General features: G+C 62.8%; 13 protein-coding genes. 11 read left to right on the top strand and 2 right to left on the bottom strand.

What is annotated here, in order from left to right:
• Window positions 1–137 precede the first annotated feature (137 nt).
• From arnB to ACQKEN_RS11910, 9 genes are all read left to right on the top strand, one after another.
• Complete coding sequence (arnB, locus tag ACQKEN_RS11950) at window positions 138–1,286, top strand: UDP-4-amino-4-deoxy-L-arabinose aminotransferase (protein ID WP_427685652.1); 1,149 nt, start codon at window positions 138–140, stop codon at window positions 1,284–1,286.
• Entirely contained in the window at window positions 1,283–2,308 is a 1,026-nt protein-coding gene (gene arnC, locus ACQKEN_RS11945; protein WP_427685650.1) for an undecaprenyl-phosphate 4-deoxy-4-formamido-L-arabinose transferase, read from the top strand. Before arnB ends, arnC begins: the two co-directional genes overlap by 4 nt.
• Window positions 2,305–4,317 carry a bifunctional UDP-4-amino-4-deoxy-L-arabinose formyltransferase/UDP-glucuronic acid oxidase ArnA gene (arnA, locus tag ACQKEN_RS11940; protein ID WP_427685648.1) on the top strand — a complete coding sequence of 671 codons (2,013 nt, stop codon included), beginning with the start codon at window positions 2,305–2,307 and terminating at the stop codon, window positions 4,315–4,317. The genes arnC and arnA overlap by 4 nt, the downstream gene beginning before the upstream one ends.
• A complete protein-coding gene (arnD, locus tag ACQKEN_RS11935) occupies window positions 4,317–5,198 on the top strand; it encodes a 4-deoxy-4-formamido-L-arabinose-phosphoundecaprenol deformylase (RefSeq protein ID WP_427685646.1) in 882 nt (293 codons plus the stop codon). Before arnA ends, arnD begins: the two co-directional genes overlap by 1 nt.
• Entirely contained in the window at window positions 5,195–6,847 is a 1,653-nt protein-coding gene (arnT, locus tag ACQKEN_RS11930; protein WP_427685644.1) for a lipid IV(A) 4-amino-4-deoxy-L-arabinosyltransferase, read from the top strand. The genes arnD and arnT overlap by 4 nt, the downstream gene beginning before the upstream one ends.
• The gene (locus ACQKEN_RS11925; protein WP_427685642.1) at window positions 6,844–7,188 is read left to right on the top strand and encodes an EamA family transporter; all 345 of its coding nucleotides are present in this window, start codon (window positions 6,844–6,846) and stop codon (window positions 7,186–7,188) included. Before arnT ends, ACQKEN_RS11925 begins: the two co-directional genes overlap by 4 nt.
• The gene (gene arnF, locus ACQKEN_RS11920) at window positions 7,185–7,628 is read left to right on the top strand and encodes a 4-amino-4-deoxy-L-arabinose-phosphoundecaprenol flippase subunit ArnF (protein WP_427685640.1); all 444 of its coding nucleotides are present in this window, start codon (window positions 7,185–7,187) and stop codon (window positions 7,626–7,628) included. Before ACQKEN_RS11925 ends, arnF begins: the two co-directional genes overlap by 4 nt.
• A complete protein-coding gene (locus ACQKEN_RS11915) occupies window positions 7,625–9,019 on the top strand; it encodes a UDP-glucose dehydrogenase family protein (RefSeq protein ID WP_427685639.1) in 1,395 nt (464 codons plus the stop codon). The genes arnF and ACQKEN_RS11915 overlap by 4 nt, the downstream gene beginning before the upstream one ends.
• A gap of 326 nt (window positions 9,020–9,345) precedes the next feature.
• Window positions 9,346–9,639: a winged helix-turn-helix domain-containing protein gene (locus ACQKEN_RS11910; protein ID WP_427685637.1), complete on the top strand. Its 294-nt coding sequence runs from the start codon at window positions 9,346–9,348 to the stop codon at window positions 9,637–9,639.
• Window positions 9,640–9,659: 20 nt separating this feature from the next.
• On the opposite strand, the gene ACQKEN_RS11905 is transcribed toward ACQKEN_RS11910, so the two are convergent.
• Complete coding sequence (locus ACQKEN_RS11905; RefSeq protein WP_427685635.1) at window positions 9,660–10,346, bottom strand: histidine phosphatase family protein; 687 nt, start codon at window positions 10,344–10,346, stop codon at window positions 9,660–9,662.
• Between the two features lie 337 nt (window positions 10,347–10,683).
• Here ACQKEN_RS11905 and ACQKEN_RS11900 point away from each other — a divergent pair, with 337 nt between their 5' ends.
• On the top strand, window positions 10,684–11,520 hold the full coding sequence (locus ACQKEN_RS11900; protein WP_427685633.1) for a phosphatase PAP2 family protein: 837 nt from the start codon (window positions 10,684–10,686) through the stop codon (window positions 11,518–11,520).
• A 1-nt stretch (window position 11,521) separates the two neighbouring features.
• Here the strand turns inward: ACQKEN_RS11900 and ACQKEN_RS11895 are convergent, their stop codons facing one another.
• The gene (locus ACQKEN_RS11895) at window positions 11,522–13,753 is read right to left on the bottom strand and encodes an EAL domain-containing protein (protein WP_427685631.1); all 2,232 of its coding nucleotides are present in this window, start codon (window positions 13,751–13,753) and stop codon (window positions 11,522–11,524) included.
• Between the two features lie 256 nt (window positions 13,754–14,009).
• Between ACQKEN_RS11895 and ACQKEN_RS11890 the strand changes: the two genes are divergently transcribed.
• On the top strand, window positions 14,010–16,673 hold the full coding sequence (locus ACQKEN_RS11890; RefSeq protein WP_427685629.1) for an ATP-binding protein: 2,664 nt from the start codon (window positions 14,010–14,012) through the stop codon (window positions 16,671–16,673).
• The last annotated feature ends 97 nt before the right edge of the window (window positions 16,674–16,770 follow it).

Raw genomic sequence — 16,770 nt, 5'->3', positions numbered from 1 at the left:
CCCTATCGATGACACGACGCCGGCAACGGCGCCGCGCTGAATACGTGCACGTGATTTAAAAGACTTTCCCGTTGACGCAAGTGTTCGCCAGTGGACAGGTGTATTCAAACAATGAACTTCAGTGGGGCTTACTTTTTATGAATGAGGCATTTCTTCCTTTTTCGCGACCGAGCCTCGGCGATGAAGAAGTGGCAGCCGTCACCCGCGTGCTGCGCTCAGGCTGGATCACCACGGGCCCGGAGTGTCAGCAGCTCGAGGCGCAGTTCGCCGAACGGGTCGGTGCCCGGCATGCCATCGCTGTTTCGTCCGCGACAGGCGCCATGCACATCGCCTTGCTCGCGTTGGGCGTCGGCCCCGGCGATGAAGTGATCACGCCCTCGCAGACCTGGGTCTCGACGGCCAACATGATCTGCCTGCTGGGCGCCACCCCGGTGTTTGTCGACGTCGACCGCGACACGCTGATGACCGATGCCGATTTGATCGAACAGGCCATCACCCCGCGCACCAAAGCCATTGTTCCGGTGCATTACGCCGGCGCCGCCTGCGACCTCGACCCGATTTACGCGCTGGCCGAGCGCCACGGCATCGCCGTCATCGAGGACGCCGCCCACGCAGCGGGCACCGGCTACAAGGGCCGTCCAGTGGGCAGCCATGGCACGGCGATCTTTTCCTTCCATGCGATCAAGAACATGACCTGCGCAGAAGGCGCGATGTTCGTCACCGATGACGCGAAACTGGCTGATCGGGTGCGCCAGCTGAAATTTCACGGCCTCGGCGTCGATGCCTATGACCGCCTGACCCTGGGCCGCAAACCCCAGGCCGAAGTCATCGAGCCCGGCTTCAAATACAACCTGGCGGACATCAACGCCAGCATCGCCCTCGTGCAATTGCACCGGCTCGATCACATCAACGAGCAACGCCGCCGGCTGGCCAGCCACTACCTGGACCGACTGGCAGACAGCCCGGTCATGCCGCTGGAGCAACCCGCCTACCCGCAACAGCACGCCTGGCATCTGTTCATTTTGCGCATCGACCCCGAGCGCTGCGGTCTGGACCGCGACGGTTTCATGAAGGCGCTGCAAGAACACCGCATCGGCACCGGCATTCACTTCATCGCCACCCATCTGCACCGCTATTACCGCCAGCGCTTCCCGGACGTGCACCTGCCGAACACCGAGTGGAATTCGTCGCGGCTGTGTTCGATCCCGCTGTTCCCGGACATGACCCGCGACGACGTCGAGCGGGTGGTCCGCGCCATTGAATCCATTGTGGAAGCGCGCCCTTGAAAGCCTATCCCGTCCGCTGTGTGTCCATCGTCATCCCGGTCTACAACGAGGAACAAAGCCTGCCCGAACTGCTGCGCCGCACCGAGGCCGCCTGCGCCCTGCTCGGCCATGCCTTTGAAATCGTGCTGGTGGACGATGGCAGCCGTGATGACTCGGCCGAACTGCTTCAGCAGGCGGCGGAGCGTGAGGGCAGCCATGTGGTAGCGGTCATTCTCAACCGCAATTACGGCCAGCACGCGGCGATCATGGCCGGCTTTGAGCAGTGCAAGGGCGACGTGGTGATCACCCTGGACGCCGACCTGCAGAACCCGCCCGAAGAGATCCCCCGTCTGGTGAAGCTGGCCGAACAGGGCTACGACGTGGTCGGCACGGTGCGCAACCATCGGCAGGATTCCGCCTGGCGGCGCTGGCCGTCGAAACTCATCAACCTGGCCGTGCAGCGTTCCACCGGCGTGGCGATGAACGACTACGGCTGCATGCTGCGCGCGTACCGGCGCACCATCGTCGACGCCATGCTCGCCTGCCGGGAACGCAGCACCTTCATCCCGATTCTGGCCAACAGCTTCGCCCGGCACACCACGGAAATCCTGGTCGAGCACGCCGAGCGCGAGCACGGCGACTCCAAGTACAGCCCCATGCGCCTGATCAACCTGATGTTCGACCTGATCACCTGCATGACCACCACGCCCCTGCGTCTGCTGAGCATCGTCGGTGTCGGCATGGCACTGCTCGGCGTGCTGTTCGCGCTGGCGCTGGTGGTCCTGCGCCTGATCTTCGGCGCGCCGTGGGCCGGGCACGGCACCTTCGTCCTGTTTGCGGTGCTGTTCGTGTTCACCGGCGGACAGTTCATCGGCATGGGCCTGCTCGGCGAATACCTCGGCCGCATGTACAGCGACGTGCGCGCACGGCCGCGTTTCTTCATTGAAAAAGTCGTGCGCGGGTCCCCCGTAACAGCGCTCGATGCTGCCCATTCTGCAGCCCCCTCTTCTGCCCCTGCTTACGCCAACAAGGTTGCACCATGAACAAGAAAGCTGTCGTCTTTGCTTACCACGATATTGGCTGCGTTGGCCTGCAGGCACTGCTTGACGCGGGATATGAGATCGCTGCGGTGTTCACCCATGCCGATGATCCCAAGGAAAAAACCTTCTTCGGCTCGGTGGCCCAGCTGTGCGCGCAGCACGGGATCGCCGTGCACGCGCCGGAAGACCCCAACCACCCGCTGTGGCTTGAGCGCATCGCCCGGCTTGCGCCCGATTTCATCTTCTCGCTCTACTACCGCCAACTGCTCAGCGAACCATTGCTGGCCTGCGCGAAGGATGGCGCGTTCAACCTGCACGGCTCGCTGCTGCCGAGGTATCGCGGCCGGGCGCCGGCCAATTGGGTGCTGGTAAACGGTGAAAGCGAAACCGGCGTGACCTTGCACCAGATGGTCAAGCGCGCCGACGCAGGGCCGATCGTGGCGCAACAGCGGATCTCGATCAGCCCGACTGAAACGGCCCTGACCCTGCACGGCAAGTTGCGTGAAACCGCTGCGGATCTGCTCTCGGAAACCCTGCCATTGCTTGCCCGGGGTCAGTTGTCGGGGACACCCCAGGATGAATCTGCCGCCACCTGTTACGGCCGGCGCACCGCTGCCGACGGCTTGATCGACTGGTCGCTGCCGGCAACCCGTCTGGGCAATCTGGTGCGGGCAGTGACCCAGCCCTACCCCGGCGCCTTTTGCCCGGTGGGTGAGCACAAACTGATTGTCTGGGCCGCGCGAGCGGAGGTCGGTAACAGCGGCGAAGCGCCCGGCACCGTGCTCGGTTGCGAGCCGTTGCGCATTGCCTGTGGCGAAGGCTCGCTGGTGATCAAGGCCGGTCAGCGTGGCGACGACGGCCTGTACCTGAGCGGCGCGCAACTGGCCCGCGAGTTCGGTCTGGTGGAGGGTTCGCGCTTGCAGGGCAAGGACCCGCGCCGCCCGGTCCGGCGCACCCGCGTGCTGATCCTCGGGGTCAACGGTTTCATCGGCAATCACCTCTCGGAGCGTTTGCTGCAGGACGACCGTTACGAAATCTACGGCATGGACATCGGCTCGGACGCCATCGAACGCCTGCGCGCCAGGCCGAATTTCCACTTCATCGAAGGTGACATCAGCATCCACTCCGAGTGGATCGAGTACCACATCAAGAAGTGCGACGTGGTGCTGCCGCTGGTGGCCATCGCCACGCCCATCGAATACACGCGCAACCCGCTGCGGGTGTTCGAGCTGGACTTCGAAGAAAACCTGAAAATCGTCCGCTACTGCGTCAAGTACAACAAACGGGTGATCTTCCCGTCGACCTCGGAGGTCTACGGCATGTGCCAGGACGCCAATTTCGACGAGGACAGCTCGAATCTAGTGGTTGGCCCGATCAACAAACAACGCTGGATCTACTCGGTGTCCAAGCAGTTGCTGGACCGGGTGATCTGGGCCTACGGCCAGAAAGGCTTGCAGTTCACCCTGTTTCGCCCGTTCAACTGGATGGGGCCACGGCTGGACCGTCTGGACTCTGCGCGCATCGGCAGCTCCCGGGCCATCACCCAACTGATTCTGCATCTGGTGGAGGGCACGCCGATCCGGCTGGTGGACGGCGGCGCGCAGAAGCGCTGCTTCACCGACGTCGTGGACGGCATCGAAGCCTTGGCGCGGATCATCGAAAACAAGGGCGGGCTCTGCAACGGCCAGATCATCAACATCGGCAACCCCGACAACGAAGCCAGCATTCGCCAGTTGGGTACCGAGTTGCTGCGTCAGTTCGAAGCCCATCCGCTGCGCCACAACTTCCCGCCATTCGCCGGGTTCCGTGAGGTTGAAAGCCAATCGTTCTACGGCAAGGGCTATCAGGATGTCAGCCACCGCAAGCCGAGCATCGACAACGCCAAGCGCCTGATCGGCTGGACACCGACCATCGAGCTGAGCGAAACCATCGGCAAGACTCTGGACTTCTTCCTCCGCGAAGCCATGGCCGAACAGGCAGAACTGACCGTTACCCCCGGCGCACGCGGCTGATGAAGGCCGGGTTGCGCATCGACGTCGACACCTGGCGCGGCACCCGCGACGGCGTGCCGCGACTGCTGGACCTGCTCGACGAAGCGCAGGTCAAGGCGACGTTTTTCTTCAGCGTCGGCCCGGACAACATGGGCCGCCATCTGTGGCGCCTGGCGCGGCCGCAATTCCTCTGGAAAATGCTGCGTTCGCGGGCGGCCAGTCTGTATGGCTGGGACATTCTCCTGGCGGGCACCGCGTGGCCCGGCAAACCCATCGGTCGCGACCTCGGGCCACTGATGCGCCGGGCCCGGGACGCCGGTCATGAAGTGGGCCTGCACGCCTGGGACCACCATGCCTGGCAGGCCCATGCCGGGCGCTGGAGCGAGGCGCAACTGACCGGTCAGATCCAGCGCGGCGTTGACGTGTTGAACGACATCCTCGGCCACCCGGTGACCTGCTCCGCCGCCGCCGGCTGGCGCGCCGATGAACGCGTGGTCCAGGCGAAAGAGGCATTCGGTTTTCGCTACAACAGCGACTGCCGGGGCACCTCGATATTCAGGCCGGTGCTGGCCGACGGGACCCTGGGCACGCCGCAGATTCCGGTGGACCTGCCGACTTACGACGAACTGGTGTCGCCACAGCTCGACGCCCAGTCTTTCAACGACGACATCCTCGAGCGGTTTGCGGCATCGAAGCTGAACGTCTACACCGTTCACGCCGAGGTCGAAGGCATCGTCATGGCCCCGGCTTTTCGCGCGCTGTTGAGTGAAGCGAAAACCCGTGGCATCCACTTTCAACCCCTTGGCGCACTGCTGCCGGATTCACTGGATCACGTGCCTTCAGGCCAGTTGGTTCGCGGCGTTTTGCGCGGCCGCGAAGGCTGGCTGGGGGTGCAGCGATGATCAAAGCCGAACACCGCAACGTCGCCCTGCTGGTGCTGGCCTTCGTCGTGTTCTATCTGCTGCCGTTGGGGTCCCACGGGTTGTGGATTCCCGATGAGACCCGCTACGCCCAGATCAGTCAGGAGATGCTGAACAGCGGGCACTGGGCGGTGCCGCACTTCATGGGCGTGCGTTACTTCGAAAAACCCGCTGCGGGCTACTGGCTGATTGCCGTGGGCCAGGCGATTTTTGGTGAAAACCTGTTTGGCGTGCGCATCGTGTCGGCGCTGAGCACTGGCATGAGCGTGGTGCTCGCTTACTGGCTCGCCGCGCGGATGTGGAACGACCCGCGCAAAAGCTTCGCCAGCGCGCTGCTGTTCATGAGCTTTGCGTTCATTGCCGGGCAAGCCGGTTACACCAACCTCGATCCTCAGTTCACCCTGTGGGCCAACCTGACGCTGGTGGGGTTCTGGTGCGCTGTCCACAGCAGCGGGCGTGCTCGACTGGGTGCCTGGGCGCTGATCGGCCTGGCCTGCGGCATCGGCTTCATGACCAAGGGATTTCTGGCCTGGGCGCTGCCGGTGATGGTCACCCTGCCCTACATGCTCTGGCAGCGGCGCCTCGGCGAACTGCTGCGCTACGGGCCGCTGGCGGTGTTGATTGCCATCCTGGTGAGCCTGCCGTGGGTGCTGGCGGTGCACGAGCAGGAACCTGACTTCTGGCGTTTCTTCTTCTGGCACGAGCATGTGCGGCGCTTCGCCGGGGCCGATGCCCAACACGCCGAGCCCTGGTGGTTCTACCTGCCGCTGCTGGTGGTGTCCTGCCTGCCGTGGGCGGCGTTGTTGCCGGTCACGTTCCGCCAGGCCTGGCAGCGCAAACGTCGCGCTGAAACCGGCTTTCTCCTGATCTGGCTGCTGGTGCCGCTGGCGTTTCTCAGCCTCAGCAATGGCAAGCTGCCGACCTACATTCTGCCGTGTCTGCTGCCGGTGGCGCTGTTGATGGCCGATGCGCTGATCGAGCGGCTCCAGCAGGGTCGGCTCACTGCCTTGCGCATCAACGGCTGGCTGAACGCGACGGCCGGATTGATCGGGCTGTTGGCGCTGGTGTACCTGCAACTCAAACAGCCGGTGTACGACCACGAGCCGGTGAGCCTGCTGCTGGCGATCATCGTGCTGGGCGGCTGGTGTGCGAGCAATGCGCTGCAAGGCATTCGCCCCTGGAAGTATTGGGCCGCACCGGCACTGGGCAGCTGGTTGCTGGTCGCGCTGTTGCCCGCGGCCCTTCCCTATGACGTCGTGCATAACAAGACACCCGACCAGTTTGTGCTTGCCCATCAAGCGCAACTGGCGGCCAGCACGCACCTGTTGAGCAATGACCTGGGGGCCGCCTCGGCACTGGTCTGGCGACTGAACAGGACCGATGTGTCGTTTTTCAACACTTGGAACGAGCTGGAATACGGCCTGGCGTATCCCGACGCGACAGGCCGCGAAGTGACCCTGAAAAGGATCAACACCTGGATGACCAAAGCCCGCAGCGAGGGTCAGGTCGGGGTGGTCATGCGCGGCAGAACCGACGAGGAACTGCGCGAACTCGAGTTGCTGCCCAAGGACGCCGAGCGCTACGACGAAGGCAATTTGATCATCCTCATTTACGAGAAGTCAGCGCCATGACCTGGCTGCTGCTGTTGGGCACATGCGGGCTGACGTGCCTGGGCCAGGTCGCGCAGAAGTGTGCGGTGGAGCGCTGGCGCGGCACGTTTCCCGGCGTGCTCGCGGCAGCTCGCTCGTTCTGGTTGTGGCTGGCCGTGGGCTGTCTGGGATTGGGCCTCGTCGGCTGGCTGCTGGTGTTGCAGCGCCTCGAGGTCGGCATCGCCTACCCGATGCTGGGCCTTAATGTGGTGCTGATCACCCTGGCCAGCCGCTTTGTTTTCAAGGAGTCCATCGACGCCGTCCACTGGTTGGGCGTCGCGTTGATTCTGGCCGGCGTTCTTTTGTTGGGGCGTCAGGCATGAGCCGCTCAAGCATTTACCCGTCGGGCAGCAGACGCGGGGCGACCGCGTGGGCGATGGGCAGCGTGGCGCTGGTGAGCGCAGCGCAGTTGGGTATGCGCTGGGGCATGAGTCGTCTGCCTTCGCCTGCGCTCTGGCTCGAGCCGGGGGGGCTGGTGCGATTCGAGCCCGGTGCGGTGGCGGTGATCGGTGCCGCGATCCTCGCTTACGCCCTGTCGATGCTCGCCTGGCTGCTGGCGCTGCGTGATCTTCCGCTGAGTCGCGCCTATTCCCTGCTCAGCGTCAGCTACGTGCTGGTCTATGCGCTGGCCGCGGCGCTGCCATTTTTCCATGAGACGTTCACGGTATCGAAAACTTTGGGCGTCATGCTGATCGTGATGGGCGTGCTGACCATCAACCTTCGGCGCATTTCCAGCACTCCTCCACAGGGCTTTTCTTCATGAAAATCAGCGTTTTCGGTAGTGGGTATGTCGGGCTGGTGCAAGCCACCGTGCTTGCTGAAGTTGGCCACGACGTGGTCTGCATGGACATCGATCAGGCCAAGGTCGAGCAGTTGCGCCAGGGCCAGGTGCACATTTTCGAACCGGGGCTGGCCGGACTGGTGAGGGAGAATCTGGAGAACAAGCGCCTGCAGTTCACCACCGACACCCAATTGGCCGTCGAGCACGCCGAGGTGTTGTTCATCGCCGTCGGCACCCCGTCCCGCGATGACGGTTCGGCCGACCTGAGGGGCTTTTTCGCGGTCGGCGAGGCCATCGCGATGTACCGGTCCGAGCCGCTGATCATTGTTGAAAAGTCCACGGTGCCCGTCGGCAGTGGCGACGCCCTGCGCGGGCACATCGACAAAGCCCTGCGCCAGGCCGGTCGCTTGCTGCAGTTCGATATCGTCTCCAACCCGGAGTTTCTCAAAGAGGGGTCGGCGGTCAACGACTGCCGGCGTCCGGACCGTATCGTCATCGGCTGCGACAACGACGCCGTGCGCAAAGTGATGCGCGAGCTGTACGCGCCGTTCAATCGCAACCATGACCGGATCATGTTCATGGACCTGCGCAGCGCTGAGCTGACCAAGTACGCGGCCAATTGCATGCTGGCGACCAAGATCAGCTTCATCAACCAGATCGCCGAACTGGCCGAGCACCTGGGGGCGGACGTTGAGTCGGTCCGGCTGGGCATCGGCGCCGATTCACGCATCGGCTACGACTTCATCTACCCCGGCTGCGGTTATGGCGGCTCGTGCTTCGGCAAGGACATTCGCGCCTTGATCCACAGCGCCCGGGAAGCCCATTGCTCCAACGACCTGCTGGCGGTGGTCGAGGCCATCAACGAGCGGCAGAAGAACAAACTGTTTGAGCGGGTCAAAGCCTTTTACGAAGGGGATCTGCGCGGCAAGACGTTTGCCTTGTGGGGCCTGGCGTTCAAGCCGAACACCGACGACATGCGCGACGCGCCGAGCCGGGTGCTGATGGAAGCCTTGTGGGATGCCGGCGCCACGGTGCGGGCGTTTGACCCCGAGGCCATGCAAGAGACGCAGCGCCTCTACGGCAACCGCAAGGACCTGATTCTGATGGGCACGCCGGAGTCGACGTTAAACGATGCAGACGCGCTGATCATCTGCACCGAGTGGCAACAGTTCAAGGCCCCGGATTTCGAGCTGATCCAGCAACGCCTCGCCGCGCCGGTGATCTTCGACGGCCGCAACCTGTACGACACCGAACGGCTGGCGCGCAGCGGGTTTCACTACTTTCCGATCGGGCGCGGGGAGTCCTGCGAATTGCCGATCCCGCAGAAGCAGTGGCTGCCATTCAAAAACGTCGCGGGTGGTTCGATGGTGTAGCCGCCGACGCCTTCCCGGCTGAAGCCGGTCCCACAACAAGGGCCCGGCGCCGGCCCCACTGGATGCGCACGATGCTTTTTAGTGGGACCGGCTTCAGCCGGGAAGAGGCCCGCGTGTGCGCCACAAGATTTGCGGTGTGACGCCTGACGCCTTCCCGGCTGAAGCCGGTCCCACAAGGGGTTCAGTGCCTGTCCCACAATTGAGTACGGCGCCAGTCCCGAATTGATTGCGGCGTCAGTCCCACGAGTTCTTCACACACCTCAAACCAATTTTTGACAATCGCGGCCCTACTATCCCGCCACTGTCGCGAGGGTGGAATCACTAATATGCTGGTCGTTGAAGATCTGGTGCTGGATACGGAGAAATACCGGGCATCTCGCGCCGATAAACACCTGAAACTCAATCCAACCAACATCGACATTCTGGCGCTGCTGATGTTGAGAAGTCCCGCCATCGTCAGCAAAGCAGAAATCGCCGAAATGCTCTGGGGCGAACTAGGCACCCATAAAAGCACTGGCCTCGGAACTCGAGTGCATCAAATACGGAAAGTGGTCGACGATGGTTTTGCCTTCCCGCTGGTACATACGGTGTATGGCGTCGGCTATCAACTGTGTAAATAGCCGCCCATCCTCACGTTATATTACTGAGTTCCCTTAATCGCCAGTTGCTTCCAGTCTTCAGGATTAAGCACACCCCTGATAACAGGCCGGCTGTGTTTATCCGGCGAGATAAATACCGCACTGTCGTATTCGCTCATATCGGCATGGGGATAACCCTGCTGACTTTCTATCTGGCCGATGCAACCGCTGTGGGTGACCACCACTAGATTACGGTCGCTTGCCTTGTGGGCCATGACCTGGCCTAGGTTCATCTTCTCGCAGTCAAACAGCCAGTCCTGGGACGCAACCGGATGGCCGAACAAGGCTGCGGCGGTTTGCGCCGTGCGCGTGGAGGGGCTGGCGATGACATCGGTCTGGCCCAAACCCAGTCGGCTCAATGAATTCCCGACCTCGGCCGATATCTGGCTGCCATTGCGGGTGATCCCGTCCTCGGGTCCCAGGCATTCATTATCGGAGCGGTCGCAGCGCTCGCCGTGGCGTACCAGCACGACGACTTCGCCTTTCTTCCAGCTCTCGTAAAGACCCGCCCTGCTCATGTTTTGCCCGCTGGCGAGTTCAATGGGCGAACGGGGCCAGTAGGTGTAACCCGTCAACAGCAGCAGCGACACGACGATCGCGGCGGCGCTCAGCAGAACACGGAATCTATTGGCGCCTTTAAATAACTTACCCGCGCTGCGTGCGGGCGGGGCATTAATGTGTTCGCGCATCGTGTAGCTCCGACTGTTCAGTCCATCGGCAGACGTAAGTCTGCGTCATTGAATGACAACAAGCGTAAACAGCGATGCATGACTGTTTGGTTAACGGCACGTGAAAAAAACAGTGGCGGCGAGCTGTTATTCATTCCCGACAAGTCGATCGGCATCAAGGCTGTAACGCGCGACTGACACTCACCGCTAACTAAATTTTTAAAGCCGAGGTTGCGTGAACTGAATAGAGTTTTCACATGGCCTTCACTGCCGTTTGACCTGCGTCTGTCTATATTTCGTCAGCGGCCGGCAATAGTCGGACGACGTTAATCATTCATGCTTATCGGGACATTCCAACGTGCGAAGCGAACGATCACGATTTTATGCCTGGAACCTGGGTTTACCGATCGCCATTGCGCTGGCGATATTCGTGGTCTTCGACCTGACTTCCCTGGACGAGGTCATCAGCAACTGGCTGTATTACCCGAACCACGAATTCCCGTTTGGCCACAATCGCCTGTTCGAAAACCTGACCCACCGCTGGCCGCGGATCATCCCCGATCTCACGGGTGAAGCCGCGATCATCGGCTCGGTCCTGTCATTCCTCTGGCCGCTGTTGAAACCCGGGCGAGACGATCGGCTAATGCGCTCGCTGGAATCCCTGCGCATCGCCCCGGTATTGCGCTTTACCGCTCGCCACCGTCGGGACTTCCTGTTCATCGTCGTGTCGTTTGCAATCATCACCGGCATGATCCATTTCTTCAAAAGCCATACCAGCATCTACTGCCCGGTGGAGACCACGCTGTACGGCGGGACGATGGAGAAAAGGGAGTGGTTCGAGAATTTCAGCCTGTTCCATGAAGCCGGCGCCGGTCGCTGCTGGCCGGGTGGCCATGCCTCCGGCGGCTTCACCATGGTCGCGCTGTACTTCGTTGCGCGCCGCTATCAATGGCGCCATGCCCGGGCAATCCTTTACGCATCGATGGTTCTGGGCGCGATCTACGGCACCACGCGCGTGCTGCAGGGCTGGCATTTCATGTCGCACACCTTCTGGGCCGGGGTGATCGTGTGGATCGGTGCATTGCTCACCGCCCTCGCCTTTTATGGCTGGCGCCAACTGGCACCCTCGCCTGTCAGCGGGCGCTCGCCCAGCGTTACAGACGCGAGCGAGGTTCAGGCCCAACGGAGTCACTGATCTATTGCCGTCGGATCAGCGGGTTAGCCATCCACTCGTCGATCCAGGCACGCATCTGCGTGGCAGGCATCGGTTCGGCGATGCCGAAACCCTGACCCTTTTCGCAGCCCAACTGGAGCAGGCGTTGCGCCTGTTCCAGGTTATTGACGCCCTCAGCGATAACCTCCCGACCGAACGCGTTGGCCAGCCCGAGGATCGCCTGCAGGATCGAGATATCCCCGGGCGCATCGAGCATGCCGTGAATGAACGTCTGATCGATCTTCAACTGCGCCACCGGCAGCCGCTTCAAGTAGCTGAGGGACGAATACCCCGTGCCGAAGTCATCGAGGGCAAAGCGCACACCCAACTGCCCGGAGTTGCTCAGCGTGTGCGAGATCCCTTCAACGTCTTCCAGCGCGCTGGTTTCAAGGATTTCAATCATCAGCATCTCGGGGTTGACGGCGGGATGCGCCGCGAGCCGCTCGGTCAGGTTCGCAACGAAATCGGCATGCTGAAGCTGCCGCGCCCCGACGTTGATGCTCACCGCCAAATGCAATCCCTCGTGCTGCCATCGTTCGATTTGCAGCAGGGCACTTTCCAGCACCCACTCACCCACCACTTCCGACAGCGCGTTGCTCTCGATCAACGGCAGAAAGCTGCTTGGCAGCAGCAGCCCCCGCTCCGGGTGCTGCCAGCGCAGCAAGGCTTCGGCGCCGACCACCGCGCCGGTGCGCAGATTAACCTTGGGCTGAAAATACAGGCGCAGTTCCTGATCACGGATGGCTTGATCGATGCGGTCCAGTCGCGCGTTGTGCCCGCGCAGTTCCTGATCATGCCGCGCGTCGAAGACATGGAATCGGTTTTTGCCTTCCAGTTTTGCCTGATACATCGCCTGGTCGGCCTGGCGCAGCAACTGATCGGCGCTGATCTCGCCGTCCTGCGGGTAATAGCTGACGCCGATGCTCGCCGAGAGGGCCACACTCAGCGGCGTCATCTGCACGACCTCGCTGGCGCAGGAAAGCAGTCGCTCAAGCATCGGCGCACTGTCGCAGACGTGATCGAGATCGACGATTAACGCAACGAACTCGTCTCCACCCAGACGCGCCAGCGTGCAGGCATCATTCAGCGCGTGCTGCATACGGCGGGAAACGCTGGACAGGACGCGATCGCCCACGTCATGGCCGTGCAGGTCATTGATGGACTTGAACCCGTCGAGGTCCAGATACGCCAGCGCCAGCTTTCTGCCCGAGCTCAGGGCGCTGGCCATCGCCTGTTGCATGCGCGAGGCCAGCAGAACGCGATTCGGCAGGTGGGTCAGTGGGTCGTAGTGGGCGACGTATTCCAGCTGGCGCTGATAGCTGTGCAACTCAGTGACGTCGGTGAACAGCGACACGTAATGCTGGATGACACCGTGACCGTCGGTAATCGCGGTAATGGTCTGGCGCGCGGCGTAAGCCTCGCCGTTGCGCCGGCGGTTCCAGACATCACCCTGCCAGTAATGCTCGGACAACAGGCAGTGCCAAAGGCTGACGTACTGGGCGCGCGGCGTCATGCCGGACGCCAGAAATCGAGGGTTTCTGCCAATCGATTCGCTGCGCTCATAACCGGTGATGGTCGTAAACGCGTCGTTGACTTCAATGATCGCCCCGTCGGGGTCGGTGATCATGATGCCTTCCCGCGCATGGGTGAAGACGCTGGCGGCGAGGTTGAGGCGCTGCTCGATTTGCCGACGCGCGGTGAGGTCGGTCAGGGTTACGCGAATGCCGTTCAAGTCGCCGTCGTGGCGCACGCAATTCAAGCGCGCCTGCCAGTGCGTACCATCGGTACGCTCCAGGCTCAAATCGCACTCTTCGGCATGGCCGCTGCGGCACACCCTGGCGAACACCTGCTGCCAGAGGTCGCGCTCACGTCTGACCACACGGCCAGCGAAGCGGCGTTGCAACAAACGATGGCGCGGGTAGGCAAGCAGGGTGACGCTCAGCGCGTACTGCGGCGGGATGACATAAACCGTGTTGCCTTCGAGGGCCGCGCCATGGCTGGCTTCGACAACCTGCATGGAGGTCGACCGCGCAAGGATCTCGGTCAGCAGGCTGGGCGGCGCCGGCGCCAGGTGCTGGATGACCAGAAAGGTCATGCCTGAATCGGCGGGCATCAGCCGCAAAAAGCGCTGTAACACCTCAAGGCCGCCCGCCGATGCGCCGAGCCCCACCAACAGGCGGTCTTCGGGGAGGGTGTGCAGCGCGGATAGGGGCACGGGACGCCTCCATGTGTCGTATGTGCGGGAATGATGCCCGCTGCAGCACAGCCGGGCAATGCACGATACTCGTCGTTGCCGCGCCGGCATCAGCGATCTGTTACACAGCGAGTGGCATTACTGTCACACTGCCGACCTGCGCCCAACATGGTGGCTTGCTGCCATCGTACTGATGTGCGTCGCTCATCCAGTCGCGGAAATCTATCCCGTCATCCCCAGTCCATTTTTTTCAAATGACAGCGTCGAGTAGTCGCCCATGATGTCGGACAACGTACAAATAGGCCCCCTGGATTTTCTCCTTGGCGGCGGCGAGATGGGGCAGCTGATCCGGGATTTCGACTGGGCGTCGACGTCGCTGGGCGATCCGGCGGGCTGGCCGCAGTCGCTGCGTTCGGCCATCAGCATTTGCCTGCATTCGAGTTTCCCGACGGCGATCTACTGGGGCGGGGATTTTTGTCTGCTGTACAACGATGCCTGGGCGCCAATTCCTGCGGATCGCCATCCGGCGGTGCTGGGCCGCCCGGCGCGAGAAGTCTGGTCAGCCATCTGGGACGTCGTCGGGCCGCAGTTCGAGGCGGCGTACAAAAACGCCGAAGCCTTTTCGACATTCGATCAACTGTTGATGATGGAACGCGCCGGGAAGGTGAAGGAAAGCTGGTGGAATTACAGCCTGACGCCCATTCGCGGGGAAAACGGGCGCATCGCGGGCATCCTCAATCAGGGCCACGAGGTCACTGACCGGATCCTCGCCGAACGTCGCCGGGCGGAGGAGCTGGTCCGCCAGCGCAAGATGTTCGAGCAGGCCCCCGGCTTCATCACCGTCCTCAAAGGCCCCGAGCACCGCTTCGAATTCGTCAACCAGTCCTACACCCGGCTGTTCGGCGAGCGCGATTACGTCGGCAAAACCATCCACGAGGCGTTCCCGGAGCTGGCCGGCCAAGGGTTTTACGAGTGGCTGGACGGGGTCTACCGCACCGGCGAGCGGCTGGTTCAGCAACGCACGCCGATCCAGCTCAACCACCCCGGTGCCCCGAGCGAGGTGCGTTACCTGGATTTCATCTACGAGCCGCTGCTGGATGAATCGGGCCAGGTGACGGGTATTTTCTGTGAAGGCTACGACGTTACCGAAGCGCATATCTCCCGGGCCGCACTGGAGGCCAGCGAAGCCGCCTTGCGCGAGCAGACCCGCACGCTGGAAACGCTGAATCGAGTGAGCGCGGAACTGGCTCTGGAACTGGACCTCAAGCGGCTGGTGCAGACCGTGACCGATGCCGGCCGAGAGATGACCGGCGCGCAGATCGGCGGGTATTTTCACAGCGCCGCCCGCGATCATTTCGATCTCTTTACGCTGTCTGGCGCCGAGTCGCCGGCATTGGCCCGGCTGCCAGGCCCACAAGCCAGCCCGGTGTTTGCTCCGGCGCTCCTCACTGAAGGCGTGATGCGTTCCGATGACATTCTGCTCGACCCACGCTATGGGCGGATTTCGCCGCACTTCGGCTTGCCCGCCGGCCATCGCCCCGTGCGCAGCTACCTGGCGGTGTCGGTCGTGTCGCGGTCGGGGGAGGTGCTCGGGGGCCTGTTCTACGGACACTCGGCGCCGGCGCAGTTCACCCTGCGTCATGAAAAACTGATGTCGGCGCTGGCTGCTCAGGCCGCCATCGCCATCGACAACGCGACGCTGTTCCAGCAGGTACAAAGCGCCAATGAAACCCTTGAACAGCGCGTGCTTGCCCGCTCGAGGGAATTGTCGGAAGCCCACTCGGCCCTGCGCCAGGCGCACAAGATGGAAGCCGTCGGGCAGCTCACCGGGGGCATCGCCCACGACTTCAACAACTTGCTCGCCGGGATCATCGGCAGCCTGGAGATGATCGAGCGGCGCATCGCCAATGGCCGGATGGAGGGTCTGGACCGCTACCTCAATGCCGCCCACGATTCGGCGCATCGCGCCGCCACCCTCACCCAGCGGCTGCTGGCGTTTTCCCGTCGCCAGACCCTCGATCCCAAACCCACCGACCTCAACCGTCTGGTGGCAGGCATGGGTCAGCTCATCTCGTCCACCATCGGCCCGTCCATCAACATGAGGACCATCGCCAGCGGCGACCTGTGGCTGAGCCAGATCGACGCACCGCAGCTGGAAAGCGCGCTGGTCAATCTGACGCTCAATGCCCGCGACGCCATGCCGAGCGGCGGCGAACTCACCGTGCAGACCCGCAACGTTTCGGCTGACAGCACTGCAGACCTGGCCTCGCCACTGCCCGACGGCGACTTCGTGGAAATCAGTGTGAGCGACACCGGCATGGGCATCGCGCCGGAGGTTCTCGACCGGATCTTCGACCCGTTCTTCACCACCAAACCCATCGGCCAAGGCACCGGCCTGGGGCTGTCGATGATCCACGGCTTCGTGCACCAGTCCGGCGGCACCATTCAGGCGCGGTCCACCCACGGCCTGGGCACGACGATTTCGTTGTATTTGCCGCGCTACCTGGGTGACCGCGAACAGGCGCCGGCCCGCGGTCCCTCGCAGCCCGGCACTCGCGGCGAAACCGTGCTGGTCATCGACGACGAGCCCCACGTGCGCATGCTGATGTGCGACGCCCTGCGCGAGCGCGGTTATCAGGTCAGCGAAGCCATGGATGGGCCGTCAGGCTTGCAGATGCTGCAGTCGATGGCCTCGATCGATCTGCTGGTGACCGACGTCGGCCTGCCCGGCGGCATGAATGGCCGGCAGGTCGCCGACGCCGCGCGTGCCCTGCTGCCCTCCCTCGACGTGCTGTTCGTCACCGGTTACGCGCAAAACTCGGCGGTGAGTGGCGATCAACTGCCGACCGGCATGGCGGTGTTGCTCAAGCCGTTCGGGATGGACCGCTTCGCGCAGAAGGTCGGCGAGATGCTCCAGGCTGGCGCCTCCGCTCACGACTGATCGGTCAGGTTTTTTCGCCCTCCCACGGAACTCACAGGCCCGGCATGCCCCTAAGCACGACGTCAGCGAACCGGCACAACGCCCGTTCCACGAGAGG

It is taken from the genome of Pseudomonas sp. NPDC078416, from assembly GCF_050268485.1.
Taxonomy (GTDB): domain Bacteria; phylum Pseudomonadota; class Gammaproteobacteria; order Pseudomonadales; family Pseudomonadaceae; genus Aquipseudomonas.
This window is presented reverse-complemented; position numbering and strand designations above follow the sequence as displayed.